This is a genomic window from Pseudomonas sp. 273, assembly GCF_029201425.1.
GTDB classification, from domain to species: Bacteria; Pseudomonadota; Gammaproteobacteria; order Pseudomonadales; family Pseudomonadaceae; genus Pseudomonas; species Pseudomonas delhiensis.
The window spans coordinates 3593941-3613407 of sequence record NZ_CP116775.1 but is presented as its reverse complement, the minus strand read 5'-3'; the positions used below and the strand labels follow the sequence as shown (position 1 = coordinate 3613407).

The window sequence follows — 19467 nt, the reverse complement described above, 5'->3', positions numbered from 1 at the left end:
AATGGTCATGTTGCTCCGCGGCCTCTAGGACGGGCTTTCCTGTCGGGCGGACAGGGCTTTGGAAGTTGCCTCGGCCTGACTGTTTTCATTTGGCGACAAGTATTGTCCGGGCTGTTACAGGTGCGGCTCGAACATGCTCTTCAGGCATTGGCGCGAACGCTCCGGGGAACGGATGATTTCATATTGCCATTGCCTTTTCCCGCGCCAGCCCGCACCATGCGGCGCCGGCCCCCCATGGGGCGCCGGATGGTCCGCTGGCAGGAAGTGACGATGTTGTCGAACGGGCGAATGGGGGGCTTGCGGCGGCGGTTGCCGTGGCTGGCCGCCATGATCGTGAGCGGTACCTTCGCATGGCTCCCGGGGTGGCTTGCGGCGGATTGGGACTTCACCCTGATCGCCCGCCGCGCCGAGGCGCTGTATGGCCCCCTGGGGCCCGGCCGGGCACGCATCGAGGCCTGGCAGCGCATGCTGGCCGACGAGGCGGGGGCCGACGAGCAACAGCAACTGCGGGCGGTCAACGACTTCTTCAACCGCCAGTTGCGCTTCACCGACGACCTCGGCCTGTGGCACCAGGTGGACTACTGGGCCACGCCGGTGGAGGCCCTGTCCAAGGGGGCCGGCGATTGCGAGGACTTCGCCATCGCCAAGTACGTGAGCCTGCGCCACCTCGGCGTGCCGGCGCAGAAATTGCGCATCACCTACGTCAAGGCGCTGCGCCTGAACCAGGCGCACATGGTGCTGACCTACTACCCGCGGCCGCAAGCGGTGCCGCTGGTGCTGGACAATCTGATCGGCAGCATCCTGCCGGCCTCGCAGCGCGACGACCTGCAGCCGGTGTACGCCTTCAACGGCGAGGGGCTGTGGCTGGCCAACGCCGGCGCGGACAAGCAGGTGGGCGACAGCAAGCGGCTGTCGCGCTGGCAGGACCTGTTGCGGAAAATGGAGGCCGAGGGGTTCCCCTCGCGCGAGTAGCGGAGTCGAGATGTCCCTGTTCAAACAACTCCTGGTCGCCATCTGCCTGTTCCTGGTGGTGGCCTTCGGCGGCAGCTTCATGGTCGGCCTGGAAAGCTCCCGCGAGCAGTACGTCAACCAGCTGCGCTCCCACGCCCAGGACGCCGCCACGGCGCTGGGGCTGTCGCTCACTCCGCACATCGACGACCCGGCGATGGTCGAGCTGATGGTCAGCTCGATCTTCGACAGCGGCTACTTCGAGCGCATCCGCGTGGTCGACCTGGCCACCGGCAAGGTGATGGTGGAGCGCCAGGGCGTGCCGGACGCCGTGGCCTCGGGCGCGCCGCAGTGGTTCGTTGCGCTGATCGGCCTGCCCGCGGCCGGCGGCGACGCCGTGGTCAGCCGCGGCTGGACCCAGGCGGCGCGGGTGGAGGTGGTGAGCCACCCGATGTTCGCCATCGCCAAGCTCTGGCAGAGCGCCCTGGGCAGCCTCGGCTGGCTGCTGCTGTGCGGGGTGGCCAGCGCGCTGCTCGGCGCCTGGCTGCTGCGCCGCCAGTTGCGCCCGCTGGACTACATGGTGGCGCAGTCCCATGCCATCGCCCGCCGCGAATTCCTCAGCCTGCCGGAACTGCCGCGTACCCCGGAGCTGCGCCGCCTGGTGCAGGCGATGAACCAGATGGTGGAGAAGCTCAAGGCGCTGTTCCAGGAGCAGGCCGAGCGCAGCGAGCGGCTGCGCGACGAGGCCTACCAGGACAGCTTGACCGGGCTGGGCAACCGGCGCTTCTTCGACCTGCAGCTGCAGGCGCGGCTGAGCGCCGAGGACCAGGTCAGCAGCGGCTACCTGCTGTTGCTGCGGGTGCTCGACCTCGCCGGGCTCAACCAGCGCCTGGGCGGCCAGCGCACCGACGCCCTGCTCAAGGCGGTGGCCGAGCAGCTGCAGCGCGCCAGCCAGGGCCTGGGCGCCGGGCGCACCCTGGCGCGCACCCGCGGCGGCGAGTTCGCCCTGCTGGCACCGGGGCTGCTGGAAGAGGAGGCCGAGCAACTGGCCACGCGCCTGGAAGGCATGCTCGCCAGCCTGGCCAGCACCGGCGCCAGCGACCAGCCGCGGGTCGCGGCCATCGGCCTGGTGCCGTTCCACCCCGGCGAGGCGCCGGCGAACCTGATGCAGGGCGCCGACCAGGCCCTGGCCCAGGCCGAGCGCCAGCAGCACTGCGCCTGGGCGCGGCTGGACGGTGAGCCGACGCCACTGGCCGATGCGCGCCACAGCTGGCACCAGCTGCTGGAGCGGGCGCTGCGCGAGAAGCGCTTCGAGCTGTACTTCCAGCCGGTGGTGGCCTGCGAGGACGCCGAGCTGGTGTTGCACCACAAGGTGCTCTCGCGCCTGCCGGACGGGCAGGGCGGCAGCCTGGCGGCGGGGCGCTTCCTGCCCTGGCTGGAGCGCTTCGGCTGGTCGGCGCAGCTGGACCTGCTGATGCTCGACCTGACCCTGGCGCACCTGGCCGGCCACGACCAGGTGCTGGCGCTGAACCTCTCGGGCGCGCTGCTGCGCGACGAACGCGCCCTGGCCCGGGCCTTCGAACGCCTGCGCCAGCACCCGCAGTACGGCGGCCGCCTGGTGCTGGAGCTGGAAGAAGACCAACTGCCCGACCAGGCCGCCCTGGAGGCGCTGACCCGGCGCCTGCGCGAGCTGGGCTACGGCCTGGCGCTGCAGCACTTCGGCGGCCGCTTCAGCATGATCGGCAACCTGGCGCGCCTGGGCCTGGCCTACCTGAAGGTCGACGGCAGCCACATCCGCGCCATCGACGTGGAGAACGACAAGCGCCTGTTCATCGAAGCCATGCAGCATGCGGCGCACAGCATCGACCTGCCGCTGATCGCCGAGCGCGTCGAGACCGAGGCGGAGTTCCGCGTGCTGCGGGGGATGGGCATCCAGGGCGTGCAGGGGCAACTGTTCGGCGCGCCGAGGCCGTGGGGGAAGGGGTGAGCCCGGTGTTATGGCCGGCGGCGGATAACCGCGAACGGTTATGCGCCCTCCGCGTACGTGCCTCCTGCAAGGGCACGGCGTATCGGCACCCGTAGGGCGCATAACGCCTACGGCGTTATCCGCCATTATCCGGGCTCCGGTGTTACGGCCAACGGCGGATAACCGCGAACGGTTATTCGCCCTACGCGTACGTGTTTCCCGGCAACCTGTAGGAGCGGATCTTATCCGCGATTTCGCCGGCAAGGCCGGCGCCCAGGCCATCCTATGACATAGGCGTTGGGCTCAAGAGCGCCCTCACCCCAACCCTCTCCCGCAAGCGGGAGAGGGGGCTGTCCTCTGCGAGAGGAAAGGCCGGCGTCATCCTCACACCTCCGTCATTCCCGCGACCCTCCGGCGCGATGCGGAACCACGAGGCTCCCGGGTTCCCCGTAGGGCGCATAACGCCTGCGGCGTTATCCGCCAAATCGCGGACAAGGTCCGCTCCTACGGTTCCAGGACACACCGTCGTAGGAGCAGACTCCGTCCGCGATTTCGCGCGTCAGATCAACCCGCCATCCTCGTCCTCGTCGATCAGCCGGTGCAGGCCGCCCAGCGCCTCGCGTGCCTGGGTGCGGCTGAGCAGCTTGGAGCGCGCCGCCTCGGGCAGGTCGGTGATGCGGATGACGCCCTTGGCCATCAGCACCGAGATCAGGTCCTCCAGCACCCGGATCATCTCCAGGTCGCTCTGCTGCAGCTGGTGCAGGCTGGATTCGGCCTCGCGCCAGGCGCGCACTTCCTCGTCGCCGTCGGCCAGGCTGCCGCTCATGCCGGCGAAGGCGGCGCTCTCGACGCGTATCAGCCGGCCTTCGGCGTCACGCTGGATGTAAGGCATCGCCTCGTCTCCATCAGGGGGTGGGGGACGCGGCGGCTCCGGAGGGGCGCCGCCGCGCGGGCTCAGTGGTGCTCGGTCTTCACCAGCGGGTCGGCGCCGGCCACCAGCGACTTGATGATGTCCGCCGAGGTCGCCCCGTAGGTCTTGAGGTCGACGCCGGTGAGCTTGATGGTCACGTCGGTCGAGCTGTTCACCTGGCCGGTGGTGCTGATCTGCAGGGTCGAGGTCGCGGTGTCCACCTTCAGGTAGCTGAGGATGTCGTTGTGCGCGGCATCCGGCAGCAGGTCCACCAGGTCGATGCGGTCGCCATCGCCGGGCTTGAAGTCGGTGATGGTGTCGTTACCGGTATCGCCGGCGCGCCAGAGGAAGGTGTCGGCGCCTGTGCCGCCGGTCAGGGTGTCGTTGCCCTTGCCGCCGATCAGCAGGTCGTTGCCGGTACCACCGTCGAGGGTGTCGTTGCCCAGGCCGCCGTACAGGGTGTCGTTGCCACTGCCACCATTGAGGGTGCTGTTGCCCGCACCACCGTAGAGGATGTCGTGGCCGTCGCCGCCGTTGAGGGTGTCGGTGCTGCCGTAGCCGTGCATCAGGTCGTTGCCGGTGGTGCCGGAGAACGAGTTGGTGGTGGTCGAGGCGACCGTGATGCTGAGCGTCTGCGTGGCGCTGGCCGTGCTGCCGTCGGACTCGGTGGCGGTGGCGGTGACGCCCAGGGTCAGGGTGCCGTTGTAGCCGCTGGCCGGCAGCAGCTGCAGGTCGTGCAGTTGCGCCTCGGTGAAGCTCCAGCTGCCGTCGGCGTTGTGGGTGCCGCTGGTGAAGGTGGCGTCGTTGGGCACGCCGGTGATCTTCACCGAGAGGCTTTCCGAGCCGTCGGTGTCGCTCAGGGCGGCGTTGATGCCGACGTCGATCGGCGCGCCGTAGGTCTTGCCGCCCAGGGTGAAGGTGGGAGCACTGAGGCTCAGGCTTGAGTCCTTGTCGGCGTCGCCGCCGTTGAGCACCAGCCAGTCGAAGTGGTAGTCGCCGCTGCTGGTGGCGGTGTAGGTCTGTACGCCACTGCCGTTGACGCTGGCGCCGCGCTGCTCGGAGGAGGTCACCTGGATCAGTTGGCGGACACCGTCGGGGCCTGTGACCACCAGCGCGACTATGTCGTTGAAGCCGTTGCTGATCTCGCTGCTGGAGTTTTCACCGTTGGTGAAGGTCCAGGCGAAGCTGACCTGCGTGCCGGCCTTGAGCGAGTAATCCGAGCTGGTCAGCGAACCGTCGATGACGTTGACGTTGCCAGTATGGGTGAGGGCGCCGCTGGGTGGGTTCATGCCGTCCAGGGCCCCGGAGCTCAGGCCGGTCTCGGTCTCCAGGTTGGCCTGGCTGATCGCCTGGGTGGTGCTGATGCTGGTGGCGCCGGGGTTGAGGGCGAAGATGCTGCCGCTGTTGAGCAGCGGCACGTCGGCCACCGGCGTGACGCTGACCGCCACAGTCGAGCTGGCGGTGCCGCCGTGGCCATCGCTGATGGTGTAGCTGATGGTGTCGCTGCCGCTGAAGTTGGCCTTGGGCGTGTAGGTCAGGGTGCCGTCGCTGTTCAGCGTCACGCTGCCATTGGTCGCGGAGGCGCTGGTGACGCTCAGGGTGTCGCCGTCGACGTCGCTGTCGTTGGCCAGCACGTTGAGGGTGACGGGCTTGTCTTCCTGGGTCGAGGCGCTGTCGGCCTTGGCCACCGGCGCATCGTTCACCGCGTTGATGCCGACGGTCACGCTGGCGGTGGCGGTACCGCCGTGGCCGTCGCTGACGGTGTAGGTGAAGCTGCCGGTGCCGTTGACGTCCTTGGCCGGGGTGAAGACGACATTGCCGTTCTCCAGCTTCACCGTGCCGTTGACCGCGCCCTGCACGCTGAGGATGGACAGGCTGTCGTCGTCGACGTCGCTGTCGTTGCCCAGCAGGGTCTTGGCGGCGATGGTCAGGGCGGTGTCCTCGTTGGTCACCAGTTCGGCCAGCGGGTGGCTCAGGCTGCTGCCGCCGAGCACGCTGTAGCTGCCGCCAGCGGGGGCCAGCTCGACCTTCAGCTGGGCGTTGCCGCCCTGGTCCCAGTAGAGGATCTCGATCTGGTGGTTGCCGCCCTGGGCGATGGTGAAGCTGTCCGACACGCGGGCCGTCGGGCTCTGGTTGGCGTCGTACTTGAACACCTCCACGCCGTCGATGCGGATGCTGAAGCCGTCGTCCGCCGTCACCCTGAACGTGTAGTTACCGGCGGCGAGGTTGACCAGCCCGGTGAGCTGGACGATGGCGTCGGAGGTATTGGCCGGGTCGGTGCTGAGCGAGGTGGCGTCGCTGCCGAGGAACTTCTGCAACTGCTGGTCGCCGCCCAGGTCGCTGCTCACGCCGTTGCCGTAGTTGAGCGCCGTGGCGGTGAAGGTGGCGCTGGGGGCGGTCTTGGCGATGAAGGCGCTGATCATGCTCAGGCTGGTCAGGTTGCTGCCGTCGGTGCCTTCGCGGTAGCCCCAGTAGTTGCCCTGCAGGCCGCCGACCAGGTAGTTGTCGTTGACCGCCACGGGGTCGTCGTTGACCGGGGTGACGTTGACGGTGAGCTTGTTCGGCGTGCTGTCGAAGGCGCCGTTGCTGTCCTTCACCGAGAAGGTGAAGCTGGCGTAGTTGTCGCCGTTGGCGTTGGCCGCCGGGGTGTACGCCAGCTTGCCCAGGTCGGCCGCGGCTATCACCTGGCCGGCGCTGACCGCCACGCCGTTGAGGGTCAGCTTGCCGGCGCCGGGCAGGCTGTCGATGCGCACGGCGCTGAGGGCGTCGTTGTGGTCGACATCCTGGAAGCCGAAGTCGGCGGCGCTGAAGCTGCGGCTGCTGTCCTCGTCCAGGGTGATGGTAGCGTCGGTGCCGGTGGGCGCGTCGTTGGCGCCGGTCACGGTGATGGTCACTGTGGCCGGGGCGCTGGTGGCGCCTTCGGTGTCCTTGGCGGTGTAGGTGAAACTGACCTGGCGGCTTTCGCTCGGGGCCAGGCTGTCGAAGTCGCTGCCCGGGTTGAACACGTAGGTGCCGTCGGCGTTGAAGGTCAGGTGGCCGTTGCCGGCGCCGGGCCCGCTGACCAGGGTGTAGCCGTTGGGGTTGACCGTGCTGTCGACGTCGCTGGCGGCCGGTACATGGTCGCTGAGCACGCTGTTTTCGCCGGTGGTCTTGCTGTCGTTGGCGGCGACCGGGGCGTCGTTCACCGGGGTGACGGTGAGGGTGACGGTAGATTCGGTGGTGCCGTTGTGGCCGTCGCTGACTACGACGGTGAAGCTGTCCGGGCCGTTGTAGTTCAGGTTCGGGGTATAGGTGTAGCTGCCTGTCGCAGGATCCAGCACCAGGGTGCCGTGGGTCGGCTCACCGCCGGATTTGACGGTGTAACTCAGGATGTCTCCGTCGACATCGCTAGCCACGACCTGGCCGGAAACCGGGGTGTCTTCGGCGGTGGTCTTGCTGTCATCGCTGGCCACCGGGACATCGTTCACTGAGGTGACGGTGAGGGTGACGGTGGATTCGGTGGTGCCGTTATGGCCGTCATCGATCACTACGGTGAAGCTGTCCGGACCGTGATAGTTCAGGTTCGGGGTATAGGTGTAGCTGCCGGTCGCGGTATCCAGCACCAGGGTGCCGTGGGCCGGTTCACCGCCGGATTTGACGGTGTAGCTCAGGATGTCTCCATCGACGTCGGTAGCCACGACTTGGCCGGAGACCGGAGTGTCTTCAGCGGTGGTTTTGCTGTCGTTACTGGTCGTCGGGGCGTCGTTCACCGAGGTGACGGTGAGGGTGACGGTGGACTCGGTGGTGCCGTTGTGACCGTCATCGATCACTACGGTGAAGCTATCCGGACCGTGGTAGTTCAGGTTCGGCGTATAGGTGTAGCTGCCGGTCGCGGTATCCAGCACCAGGGTGCCGTGAGCCGGCTCACCACCGGATTTCAGGGTGTAGGTAAGGGCATCACCATCGACATCACTGGCCACGACCTGGCCGGAGACCGGAGTGTCTTCAGCGGTGGTCTTGCTGTCATCGCTGGTCACAGGATCATCGTTCACTGAGGTAATGGTGAGGGTGACAGTGGACTCGGTGGTGCCGTTATGGCCGTCATCGATCACCACGGTGAAGCTATCCGGACCGTGGTAGTTCGCGTTCGGCGTATAGGTGTAGCTGCCGGTCGCAGGATCCAGCACCAGGGTGCCGTGTGCCGGTTCACCGCCCGACTTCAGGGTGTAGGTGAGAGCGTCACCGTCGACGTCGGTAGCTACGACCTGGCCGGAAACCGGGGTGTCTTCAGCGGTGGTCTTGCTGTCGTCGCTGGTTACCGGGACATCGTTCACCGAGGTAACGGTGAGGGTGACGGTAGATTCGGTAGTGCCGTTGTGGCCATCGCTGACTACGACGGTGAAGCTGTCGTCGCCGTTGTAGTTCAGGTTTGGCGTATAGGTGTAGCTGCCGGTCGCAGGATCCAGCACCAGGGTGCCGTGGGCCGGCTCACCGCCGGATTTCAGGGTGTAGGTGAGGGCATCGCCGTCGACATCGCTAGCCACGACTTGGCCGGAGACCGGAGTGTCTTCAGCGGTGGTCTTGCTGTCGTCGCTGGTCACCGGGTCATCGTTCACTGAGGTAACAGTGAGAGTGACGGTGGACTCGGTGGTGCCGTTATGGCCGTCATCGACCACCACGGTGAAGCTATCCGGACCGTGGTAGTTCGCGTTCGGCGTATAGGTGTAGTTGCCTGTCGCAGGATCCAGGACCAGGGTGCCGTGTGCCGGCTCGCCGCCCGACTTCAGGGTGTAGGTGAGAGTGTCGCCATCGACGTCGCTGGCCACGACCTGACCGGAAACTGGGGTGTCCTCGGCGGTGGTCTTGCTGTCATCGCTGGTCGTCGGGTTGTCGTTCACCGAGGTGACGGTGATGTTGACGACGGATTCGGTGGTGCCGTTGTGGCCATCGTCGACCACGACGATGAAGCTGTCGTCGCCGTGGTAGTTCGCGTTCGGCGTATAGGTGTAGTTGCCTGTCGCAGGATCCAGGACTAGGGTGCCGTGTGCCGGCTCACCGCCCGACTTCAGGGTGTAGGTGAGAGTGTCGCCATCGACGTCGCTGGCCACGACCTGGCCGGAAACCGGCGTGTCCTCCAGCGTGGTCTTGCTGCCGTTATCGGCCAGCGGCACGTCGTTCACCGAGTTCACGGTGATGTCCAGCGTCGAGCTGGAGCCGGTGTTGGTGGTGTAGGTGATCTGCGGTACGGCGCCGTGGTAGTTGGCGTCCGGGGTGAAGCTGTAGCTGCCGTCGGCGTTGATGACGAGGCTGCCGACGCCGACGATGGTGGTGCTGGTGCCGGCGGCGATGCTGCCGCTGAAGCCAGCGACGCTGTAGCTGCTCACGCTCAGGATGTCGTCGATGTCGACGTCGTTGGTCAGCACGTTGCCGCTCACGCTGCCGCTGTCCTCGTCCAGGCTCGCGTAGTTCGGCGCCAGTACCGAGGGATCGTCCACCGGGGTGACGTCCAGGGTGAAGGTGTGCGGAGTGCTGTCGAAGGCGCCGGCGCTGTCCTGCACGCTGAAGCCGAAGCTGGCGTAGGGTGCGCCATTGCCGTTGGCGTCGGGGGTGAACAGCAGCTTGCCGAGGTCGGCGGCGGCGATCACCTGGCCCTGGACGACGGCGACGCCGTCGAAGGTCAGGCTGCCGGCGCCCGGCAGGCTGTCGATGCGCACAGCCTGCAGGTGCTGGCCGGCATCGGCGTCGTTGAAACCGAAGTCGGCGGCACTGAAGCTGCGGCTGCTGTCCTCGGCGATGCTGTCGGTGCGGTCGGCGCCCTGCGGCGGGGTGTTGCCGCCCACCTCCACGGTCAGGCTGCCGCTGGCGCTGCCGCCATGGCTGTCGCTGATCTCGTAGTGGATCACCACGCTGCCGCTGACGTTCTGGCCGGGCACGAAGTTCAGGGTGCCGTCGGGATTGATGCTGACGCTGCCCTGGCTGGGGTCGGCGAGCACCGCCTTGCTGACGCTGAGCGTATCGCCGTCGACGTCGGTGTCGTTGCCGAGCACGTCGATGCTCGGCAGCGCCACGTTGATCGGGGTCTGCGCCTGGTCGGCGTTGGCCACCGGTGCGTCGTTGGTGCCGGTAATGGTCAGAGTGAGGGTGCTGCTGCCGGTGGCGCCGTATTCATCGGTCACCGTGTAGCCGATCTGCAGCACCTTCACCTGGTTCGCGGCCAGGCTGTCGTAGGCCGGGTCCTTGGCGTCGAACACCCAGCTGCCGTCGCTGCGCAGGGTGAAGCCGGCCGGCGCGGTACCGTCGACGGAGTAGCTCAGCTGGGCGCCATGGTCGACGTCGCTGGCCTGCAGCTGGCCGGTGATCTCGCTGACCGGCTTGAGCTGGTTCACCAGCGCCTGGTTGTTCGCACCGTTGCTGGTGAGGGTCCAGCCGGTGCCGCCTTGCACCGCCTGGCCGACCGTGCCGACGACGCTGGCTTGCGGCGGCAGGTTGCTCAGCACCAGGGTGGAGTCGACGGAGCTGTCGCCGCTGTCCGCCACGCCGATCACCAGGGTATAGGTGCCCGGCTGGTCGAAGGTATGGCTGAAGGCCTGCGGGCCCGAAGTGCCGTAGTCGCCCACCGCGGCGACGCTGCTCAGCAGGGTGACGACCTGGCCGTTGACCTGCACGAAGGCGAAGTCGTTGAAGGGCGCGTAGTCCTGGGTGCTGAACGTCCAGTTGAAACCGATGGTCTCGCCCGGCTGCGTGGTGGTGATGGTCAGGGTCAGCGCCGAGCCGTCGGTGGCATTGGCGACGGCGCCCGGCTGCAGGCTGCCGCCTTCCACGGCGCTGGCGCTGGCGGCCTGGGCCACCGGCGCGTCGTTGCTGCCGACGATGTTGACGGTGACGCTGGACGGCGTGCCGTCCGCGCTCTGGACGCTGAAGGTGTCGGTGAGTGTCTCGCCCTGCTTGAGCTCGTTGTAGGCCGAGTCGGCGGTGTAGCTCCAGGTGCCGTCGGCAGCCAGGCTGAAGTGGCCGTACTGGCCGGCGACGTTGGTCTGCTCGACGAAGGTGGCCGGGCTGTCGACGTCGGTGATGGTCAGTTGGCCGCCGGTGCTGACCGGGGTGTCGGTCTCGTTGACGTTGACCTGGGCGCCGGTGATGACGGCGGCGTCGTTGGTGCCGTCGATGGTTACGCTGACGCTGGAGGTGGTGCCGTCGGCGCTCGTCACGGTGAAGGTGTCAGTCAGCGACTGGCCGACGTTCAGCTGGTTGTAGGCCGAATCGGCGGTGTAGCTCCAGGTGCCGTCGGCAGCCAGGCTGAAGTGGCCGTACTGGCCGGCGACGTTGGTCTGCTCGACGAAGGTGGCCGGGCTGTCGACGTCGGTGACGGTCAGTTGGCCGCCGGTGCTGACCGGGGTGTCGGTCTCGTTGACGTTGACCTGGGCGCCGGTGATGACGGCGGCGTCGTTGGTGCCCTGGATGGTCACGGTGACGCTGGAGGTAGTGCCGTCGGCGCTCGTCACGGTGAAGGTGTCGGTCAGGGACTGGCTGGCGCTGAGTTCGTTATAGGCCGAATCGGCGGTGTAGCTCCAGGTACCGTCGGCGGTCAGGGTGAAGTGGCCGTACTGGCCGGCGACGTTGGTTTGCTCGACGAAGGTGGCCGGGCTGTCGACGTCGGTGATGCTCAGTTGGCCGCCGGTGCTGACCGGGGTGTCGGTCTCGTTGACGCTGACCTGGGCGCCGGTGATGACGGCGGCGTCGTTGGTGCCTGTGACAGTGATGGTGATGGTTTGCGGGGGGCTCAGCGCACCGCTGTCATCCTTGGCCTGGTAGGTGAAGGTGACATCGCGGCTGACGTTGGCCGGCAGGCTGTCGAAGTCCTGGCCCGGATCGAAGCGGTAGCTGCCATCGGCGTTGAAGGTGAGGGTGCCGTTGCCGGTGCCGACGTCGCTGGTCAGCTGGTAACTGGCGATGATGCCATCGACATCGCTGGCAGCCGGTACCTGGCCGTTGAGGACGGTGTTTTCTTCGGTGGTGGCGGCACCGGCCTGGGCCACTGGCGCGTCGTTGGTACCGGTGACGGTAATGGTGATGGTCTGCGCAGCACTTAGCGCGCCGCTGTCGTCCTTGGCCTGGTAGGTGAAGGTGACGTCGCGGCTGACACCGGCCGGCAGGCTGTCGAAATCCTGGCCCGGATCGAAGGTATAGCTGCCATTGGGGTTGAAGGTCAGCGTGCCGTTGCCGGTGCCGACATCGGTAGTCAGTTGGTAGCTGGCGATGGTGCCGTCGACATCGCTCGCGGCCGGGACCTGCCCGTTGAGGATGGTGTTCTCTTCAGTCGTAGCGCTGCCAGCCTGGGCGACCGGTGCGTCGTTGGTACCGGTAATGGTCAGAGTCAGGGTGCTGGAGCTGGTGGCGCCCTGATCGTCGGTGACGATTACTGGGATGCTGATGACCTGGGTTTCGTCATTGGCCAGGTGCTGGTAGGCCGGGTCCTTGCCATCGAAGGTCCAGCTGCCGTCGGATTGCAGGGTGAAGCCTGCGGGCGCATTGCCGTCGATGCTGAAGGTCAGGACCGCGCCGTCATCGGCGTCGGTGGCCGTCAGTTGGCCGGTGCTCACCTGGTCTTCGTCGACCGCTGCGCTGGCGGCTTGGGCGACAGGGGCGTCGTTGGTGCCGGTGACGGTGATGGTCAGGGTGCTGCCACTGGTAGCGCCCTGGTCATCGGTGACGACCACCGGAATGCTGATGACCTGGGTTTTTCCCTCAGCCAGGTGCTGGTAGGCGGGATTGCTGGCGTCGAAGGTCCATTTGCCGTCCTGATCCAGGGTGAAGCCGGCGGGAAGCGGGCTGTCCGAGCCGAATTGCAGTTGGGCTCCTTGGTCGGCATCGGTGGCCTGCAACTGGCCGTTGATCTGGCTGTCCTCGTTGACCACTGCAGTGGCCGCCTGAGCTACCGGCGCATCGTTGGTGCCGGTGACGGTAATGGTGATGGTCTGCGGGGCACTCAGTGCGCCGCTGTCGTCCTTGGCCTGGTAGGTGAAGGTGACGTCGCGGCTGACACCGGCAGGCAGGCTGTCGAAGTCGTGGCCCGGATCGAAGGTATAGCCACCATTGGAGTTGAAGGTCAGTGTGCCGTTGCCGGTGCCGACATCGGTAGTCAGCTGGTAGCTGGCAATGGTGCCGTCGACATCGCTGGCGGCCGGGACTTGGCCATTGAGGATGGTGTTCTCTTCGGTCGCGGCGCTGCCAGCCTGAGCCACCGGCGCGTCGTTGGTGCCAGTGACGGTAATAGTCAGAGTGCTGGTGTTGGTGGCGCCCTGGTCGTCAGTGACGATCACCGGAATGCTGATGACCTGCGTCTCGCCATCCGCCAGATGCTGGTAGGCCGAGTCCTTGCCGTCGAAGGTCCAGCTGCCATCGGCCTTCAGGATGAAACCGGCGGGCGCATTGCCGTCGATGCTGAAGGTCAGGACCGCGCCGTCATCGGCGTCTGTGGCCACCAACTGGCCGGTGCTTACCTGGTCTTCGTCGGCCGCCGCGCTGGCAGCCTGAGCGACGGGGATGTCATTGGTGCCGGTGACGGTAATGGTCAGGGTGCTGCCGCTGGTAGCGCCTTGGTCATCGGTGACGACCACCGGGATGCTGATGACCTGCGTCTGACCGGCAGCCAGGTGCTGGTAGACGGCATTGCTGGCGTCGAAGCTCCACTTGCCGTCCTGATCCAGCGTGAAGCCAGCGGGCAAGGGGCTGTCCGAACTGAACTGCAGTTGGGCTCCTTGGTCGGCATCGGTGGCCTGCAACTGGCCATTGATCTGGCTGTCTTCGTTGACCGCGGCAGTGGTGGCCTGGGCCACCGGCGCATCGTTGGTGCCGGTCACGGTGATGGTGATGGTCTGCGGATCGCTCAGCGCGCCGCTGTCATCCTTGGCCTGGTAGGTGAAGCTGACATCGCGACTGACGCCGGCCGGCAGGCTGTCGAAGTCGTGGCCCGGATCGAAGGTATAGCCGCCATTGGGGTTGAAGGTCAGCGTGCCGTTGCCATTGCCGACACCACTGGCCAACTGGTAGCCGGCAATGGTGCCGTCGACATCGCTGGCCGCCGGGACCTGGCCATTGAGAACGGTGTTCTCTTCGGTCGTAGCGCTGCCGGCCTGGGCGACCGGTGCGTCATTGGTCCCGGTGACGGTAATGGTCAGGATGCTGGAGCTGGTAGCTCCATGCTCATCGGTGACGATGACCGGGATGTTGATTACTTGCGTCTCACCATCCGCCAGATGTTGATAGGCCGGGTCCTTGCCATCGAAAGTCCAGCTGCCATCGCTTTTCAGGGTGAGGCCGGCGGGCGCATTGCCGTCGATGCTGAAGCTCAGGACGGCGCCATCATCGGCGTCAGTGGCTACCAATTGGCCGGTGCTCACCTGGTCTTCGTCGGCTGCTGCGCTGGCAGCTTGGGCGACGGGGACATCGTTGGTTCCGGTGACGGTGATGGTCAGGGTGCTGCTACTGGTAGCCCCCTGGTCATCGGTGACGACCACCGGGATGCTGATGACCTGGGTTTGTCCCGCAGCCAGGTGCTGATAGGCGGCATCGCTGGCGTCGAAGCTCCACTTGCCATCCTGGCCCAGGGTGAAGCCGGCGGGTAGGGGGCTGTCCGAGCCGAATTGCAGTTGGGTGCCCTGGTCGGCATCAGTGGCCTGCAATTGGCCATTGATCTGGCTGTCTTCGTTGACCGCGGCAGTGGCGGCCTGAGCTACCGGCACGTCGTTGGTGCCGGTCACCGTGATGGTCAGCGTGCTGCTACTGGTAGCGCCCTGATCATCGGTGACGATCACCGGAACGCTGATCACCTGGGTTTCACCAGCGGCCAGGTGTTGGTAGGCCGCATCCTTGCCGTCGAAGCTCCAGCTGCCGTTGGGCTGTAGGGTGAAGCCGGCGGGGGCATTGCCATCGATGCTGAAGCTCAGGACGGCGCCGTCGTCGGCATCGGTGGCCACCAGTTGACCGGTGCTCACCTGGTCTTCATCAACGGCAGCGCTGGCGGCCTGGGCAACGGGGATGTCGTTGGTGCCGGTGACGGTAATAGTCAGGGTGCTGCCGCTGGTAGCCCCCTGGTCATCGGTGACGACGACCGGGATGCTGATGGTTTGAATCTCGCCTTCAGCCAGATGCTGGTAGGCAGGATTGCTGGCGTCGAAGCTCCATTTGCCGTCCTGCCCCAGCGTGAAGCCGGCGGGCAGCGGGCTGTCCGAGCCGAACTGCAACTGGGCGCCCTGGTCGGCATCGGTGGCCTGCAACTGGCCGTTGATCTGGCTGTCCTCGTCGACCGCCGCAGTGGCAGCCTGGGCCACCGGTGCGTCATTGGTGCCGGTCACCGTGATGGTGATGGTCTGCGGATCGCTCAGCGCGCCACTGTCATCCTTGGCCTGGTAGGTGAAGGTAACGTCACGGCTGGCACCAGCCGGCAGGTTGTCGAAGTCCTGGCCCGGATCGAAGCGGTAGCTGCCGTCGCTGTTGAAGGTCAGCGAACCGTTGCCATTCCCTACATCGCTGGTCAACTGGTAGCCGACGATGCCGCCGTCGACGTCAGTGGCCGCCGGAACCTGGCCATTCAGAACGCCGTTCTCGCCGGTAGTCGCACTGCCAGCCTGAGCGACCGGTGCGTCGTTGGTACCGGTGACCGTGATGGTCAGCGTGCTGCTACTGGTAGCGCCCTGATCATCGGTGACGATCACCGGAACGCTGATCACCTGGGTTTCGCCAGCGGCCAGGTGTTGGTAGGCCGCATCCTTGCCATCGAAGCTCCAGCTGCCGTTGGGCTGTAGGGTGAAGCCGGCGGGCGCATTGCCATCGATGCCATAGGTCAGGACGGCGCCATCGTCGGCATCGGTGGCCACCAGTTGACCGGTGCTCACCTGGTCCTCGTCGGCCGCCGCAGTGGCGGCCTGGGCCACAGGCGCATCGTTGGTACCGGTGACGGTAATGGTCAGGGTGCTGCTGGTGCTGGCGCCCTGGTCATCGACAACGAAGTAGGGGACGTTGATGACCTGCGTCTGTCCTGCAGCCAGATGCTGGTAGGCGGCATTGCCGGCATCGAAGCTCCACTTGCCATCCTGGCCCAGGGTGAAGCCGGCGGGCAGGGGGCTGTCCGAGCCGAACTGCAACTGGGCGCCCTGGTCGGCATCGCTGGCCTGCAACTGGCCGCCGATCTGGCTGTCTTCATCGACCGCCGCAGTGGCGGCCTGGGCTACCGGCGCATCGTTGCTGCCGGTAATGGTGATGGTGATGGTCTGCGGATCGCTCAGCGCGCCGTTGTCGTCCTTGGCCTGGTAGGTGAAGGTGACGTCACGGCTGGTACCGGCTGGCAGGCTGTCGAAGTCCTGGCCCGGATCGAAGCGGTAGCTGCCGTCGCTGTTGAAGGTCAGCGTGCCGTTGCCATTCCCTACACCACTGGTCAGCTGGTAGCCGGCGATGCTGCCGTCGACGTCAGTGGCCGGCGGAACCTGGCCATTCAGGACGCCGTTCTCGCCGGTAGTCGCAGTGCCGGCCTGGGCCACGGGCGCATCGTTGGTACCGGTGACGGTAATGGTCAGGGTGCTGGTGCTGCTGGCGCCCTGGTCGTCGGTTACCACCACCGGGATGCTGATCACCTGGGTCTGGCCTTCGCCCAGGTGCTGGTAGGCCGGGTCCTTGCCGTCGAAGCTCCAGCTGCCGTCGGGCTGCAGGGTGAAGCCGGCGGGGGCCTTGCCGTCGACGGCGAAGGTCAGGCTGCTGCCGGTGTCGGGGTCGCTGGCGGCAATCTGGCCGGTGAGCTGCCCGTCCTCGGTTGCCTGGGCCTGGGCGTTGGTGGCCCGGGGCGTGTCGTTGGCGCCCTGGATGTCGATGTCGATCACCCGGGTGTCGCTGGCCCCGGACGGATCGCGCACGGTGACGGTGAAGCTGTCCTGCGGGTGCTGGCCGGCGGGCAGGGCATTCACCGCGGCGGCGTCGACCACGTAGACGTAGCTGCCGTCGGGGTTGACCGTGAGCTGGCCGAAGGCGCCCTTGGCGCTGCCGCTCCAGGTCAGTTGGTCGCCGTCGACGTCGCTGGCCTGCAGCTGGCCCTTGATGTCGGCGAAGCTGTCGTTGGCCGAGGTGTCGACGAGGGTTGCGCCGTAGCTGCCGCTGGCCACCGGGGCGTCGTTGACCGCGCTCACGCCGATGTCGACGGTCAGGCTGCTGGACGCGCCGCGGTTGTCGGTGACCGTCACCACGAAGCTGTCGGCGCCGTTGTAGTCGGGGTTGGGCAGGTACTGCCAGGTGCCGTCGGCGTTGACGATCAGGCTGCCGTTGGCCGGGCCCCGGGCGAGGGAGTAGGTGAGGCTGTCGCCGTTCGGGTCGCGGGCCTGGAAGGCGCCCTGCAGCAGGGTATCTTCGGCGGTGCTCAGTTGCAGGCCGGCGAGGGCGTTGCCCTGGTCGTCGACGAAGCTGGGCGCGAGGTTCGGCGCCTGCTCCTGCTGGCGTTCGCCGTCGCCCTGGCCGGCAGCGCCCGGGCCGCTGGTGGTGTAGCCGATGCTCGGGTCGACGTGGCCGCCGGTTTCCTCCAGCAGCACGAAGCTGTGGCCGCCGCCGGCCGGGCCGCTGCCACCGGCGCTGGCGCTCGGGCCGGCCGCGGTGGGGCGAGGGTCTGGGTCGGGTCGGCGCCGGCGGCGATGGCCTTCTGCAGCTCCTCGGTGCTGCCCGCTGCGGCAGCCGGGGACGGCGCCTGGGGTGCCAGTTCGTTGGCGCTGAGCTGGCTGTCGCGGCCCAGGTCGAGCACGCGGCCGTCGGGCAGCTTCAGGGCCACCGCACCGGCGTCGCCGGTCTGCACCAGGTCGCCCAGGAAGATCCGGTCGCCCTCGACCAGCACCCTGCGCTGCCCCTCGGCGGATACCGCCAGCACTTGCCCGATGACGCTTTTCACCACTGCGACGACGCTGCTCATTGCACTTCTCCCCTGAGGCGGATGCTGGCGTGCCGGCCGGGTCGCGGCCCTGATGGCGGCGCCAGGTGGCATTCCCTTGTCGGCTGAAGCTGGAAAACTGACGTCAACTAATTGGCTTAATATGTTTTCGCGATTAGGTTTATGCCAATCTATTGACCATTTCCGAGGCATCCTAAACAATTGGCAAAACGATGTCACTGTGATGTCAAAGAGCCTCGCGAAAAAATTTTCCACGGGGTTCCGGGCGCCAATGACCTCCTCACGTGCAGCGCATTCGCCGGTCCTCCGATGCCACCCCTGGGTACACGAATCGCTGTCCATATCCCTGCGATAAGGATGTTCAAACCATGCGTTTGCGTTTCGTGCCCCTGTTGCCCCTCGCGCTGGCCTGCGCGGCCCCTGCCCATGCCACCACCCTGAACGAAGCCATGCAGCGCGCCATGGACGTGCACCCGGAGATCCAGGCCGGGGTGAACAGCCGCCTGGCCGCCGACCAGCAGCTGCGTGCCGCCCAGGGCGGCTACCTGCCTTCGGTCGACCTCACCGCCGGCTATGGCCGCGAGGGCGCCGACAACCCCACCACCCGTGGCGAGGGCGACCACTGGCGGACCATGAACCGCGGCGAGTCGGCGCTGAGCCTGCGGCAGATGGTGTTCGACGGCTTCGCCACCTCCAGCGAGGTGGGCCGCCAGAAGGCCACGGTGAACTCCCGCGCCTACGCGCTGCTGGGCACCGCCGAGCGCACCGCGCTGGAAGTCGCCCAGGTCTATACCGACGTGCTGCGCCGCCAGGAGATGGTCCGCCTGGCCGAGGAGAACCTGAAGAGCCACCAGCGCATCTACGACCAGATCAGCCTGCGCAGCGCCCGCGGCGTCGGCCGCCTGGCCGACCAGGACCAGGCCGAGGCGCGCCTGGCCCAGGCGCGCAACAACCTGCTCACCGAGCAGACCAACCTGGCCGATGCGCGCACCAACTACCTGAGCGTGGTCGGCGCCGAGCCGCTGGAGCTGAGCGAGCCGGCCGGCCTGCCGGGCCTGTTGCCGCAGGACCTGCAGGACGCGCGCCGGCAGTTGCTGGAGAACAGCCCCATCCTGCGTTCGGCCGAGTCCGACGTGGCCGCCGCCGAGAAACAGTACGAGGCGGCCAAGGCGCCGTTCTACCCGCGCTTCGACGCCGAGCTGTCGCGCAACGCCGACAACAACCTCTCCGGCGACCCGGGCCACAACAACGATTGGCAGGCCATGCTGCGCATGCGCTACAACCTGTTCGCCGGCGGCAGCAACAAGGCCGAGCTGCAGTCCAAGTCGTACCAGGCCAACCAGGCCCTGGACATCCGCAACAACGCCCTGCGCCAGCTCAACGAAGAGCTCGGCCTGGCCTGGAACGCCCTGGCCAACGCCCGCGACCAATTGCCCATCGCCCGCCAGTACGTGGACTACAGCACCCGCGTGCGCGAGGCCTACCAGAAGCAGTTCAGCATCGGCGAACGCACCCTGCTGGACCTGCTGGACAGCGAGAACGAACTGTTCAACGCCTCGCGCCGCCTGGTCGACCTGCGCTACACCGAGCTGTTCACCCAGTACCGGGTGAAGGCCACCCTGGGCGAGTTGCTCAAGAGCCAGGGCGTGGTCGCGCCCCTGGCCAGCGTGGCCAGCGAAGACGTCAAACCCCAGGTGCAGCTGCCCGGCCTCAACTGAGCCGGCCCCGCACCCAACCCCGGAG

Annotated in this window: 6 protein-coding genes; 3 read left to right on the top strand and 3 right to left on the bottom strand. The window is 67.1% G+C overall.

Features of this window, described 5'->3' with window-relative positions:
• Nucleotides 1–327: 327 nt before the first annotated feature.
• Together lapG and lapD are read left to right on the top strand one after the other, a co-directional pair.
• Nucleotides 328–972 carry a cysteine protease LapG gene (gene lapG, locus PKO50_RS16570; protein ID WP_275630342.1) on the top strand — a complete coding sequence of 215 codons (645 nt, stop codon included), beginning with the start codon at nt 328–330 and terminating at the stop codon, nt 970–972.
• 10 nt (nt 973–982) lie between these two features.
• Nucleotides 983–2935, top strand: coding sequence for a cyclic di-GMP receptor LapD (gene lapD, locus PKO50_RS16565; protein ID WP_275630341.1), 1953 nt, complete (start codon nt 983–985; stop codon nt 2933–2935).
• 538 nt (nt 2936–3473) lie between these two features.
• Here lapD and PKO50_RS16560 read toward each other — a convergent pair.
• The 3 genes from PKO50_RS16560 to PKO50_RS16550 all read right to left on the bottom strand — a co-directional run bounded on the left by PKO50_RS16560 (nt 3474) and on the right by PKO50_RS16550 (nt 17745).
• Nucleotides 3474–3806 (bottom strand): tryptophan synthase subunit beta, encoded by a 333-nt coding sequence (locus PKO50_RS16560; RefSeq protein WP_109932240.1) that lies wholly within the window; start codon nt 3804–3806, stop codon nt 3474–3476.
• A 62-nt stretch (nt 3807–3868) separates the two neighbouring features.
• Nucleotides 3869–17209 (bottom strand): Ig-like domain-containing protein, encoded by a 13341-nt coding sequence (locus tag PKO50_RS16555; protein WP_275630489.1) that lies wholly within the window; start codon nt 17207–17209, stop codon nt 3869–3871.
• Nucleotides 17206–17745 carry a retention module-containing protein gene (locus tag PKO50_RS16550; protein ID WP_275630340.1) on the bottom strand — a complete coding sequence of 180 codons (540 nt, stop codon included), beginning with the start codon at nt 17743–17745 and terminating at the stop codon, nt 17206–17208. The genes PKO50_RS16555 and PKO50_RS16550 overlap by 4 nt, the downstream gene beginning before the upstream one ends.
• Before the next feature lie 347 nt (nt 17746–18092).
• On the opposite strand from PKO50_RS16550, the gene PKO50_RS16545 reads away from it, so the two are divergent.
• Complete coding sequence (locus PKO50_RS16545; protein ID WP_109932552.1) at nt 18093–19442, top strand: TolC family outer membrane protein; 1350 nt, start codon at nt 18093–18095, stop codon at nt 19440–19442.
• Nucleotides 19443–19467: the final 25 nt, after the last annotated feature.

Bases quoted from the DNA above. Each gene is read 5' to 3' on its own strand.
- lapD (WP_275630341.1), top strand. From the start codon at position 983: ATGTCCCTGTTCAAACAACTCCTGGTCGCCATCTGCCTGTTCCTGGTG.
- PKO50_RS16550 (WP_275630340.1), bottom strand. From the start codon at position 17,745: ATGAGCAGCGTCGTCGCAGTGGTGAAAAGCGTCATCGGGCAAGTGCTG.
- lapG (WP_275630342.1), top strand. From the start codon at position 328: ATGATCGTGAGCGGTACCTTCGCATGGCTCCCGGGGTGGCTTGCGGCG.
- PKO50_RS16560 (WP_109932240.1), bottom strand. From the start codon at position 3,806: ATGCCTTACATCCAGCGTGACGCCGAAGGCCGGCTGATACGCGTCGAG.
- PKO50_RS16545 (WP_109932552.1), top strand. From the start codon at position 18,093: ATGCGTTTGCGTTTCGTGCCCCTGTTGCCCCTCGCGCTGGCCTGCGCG.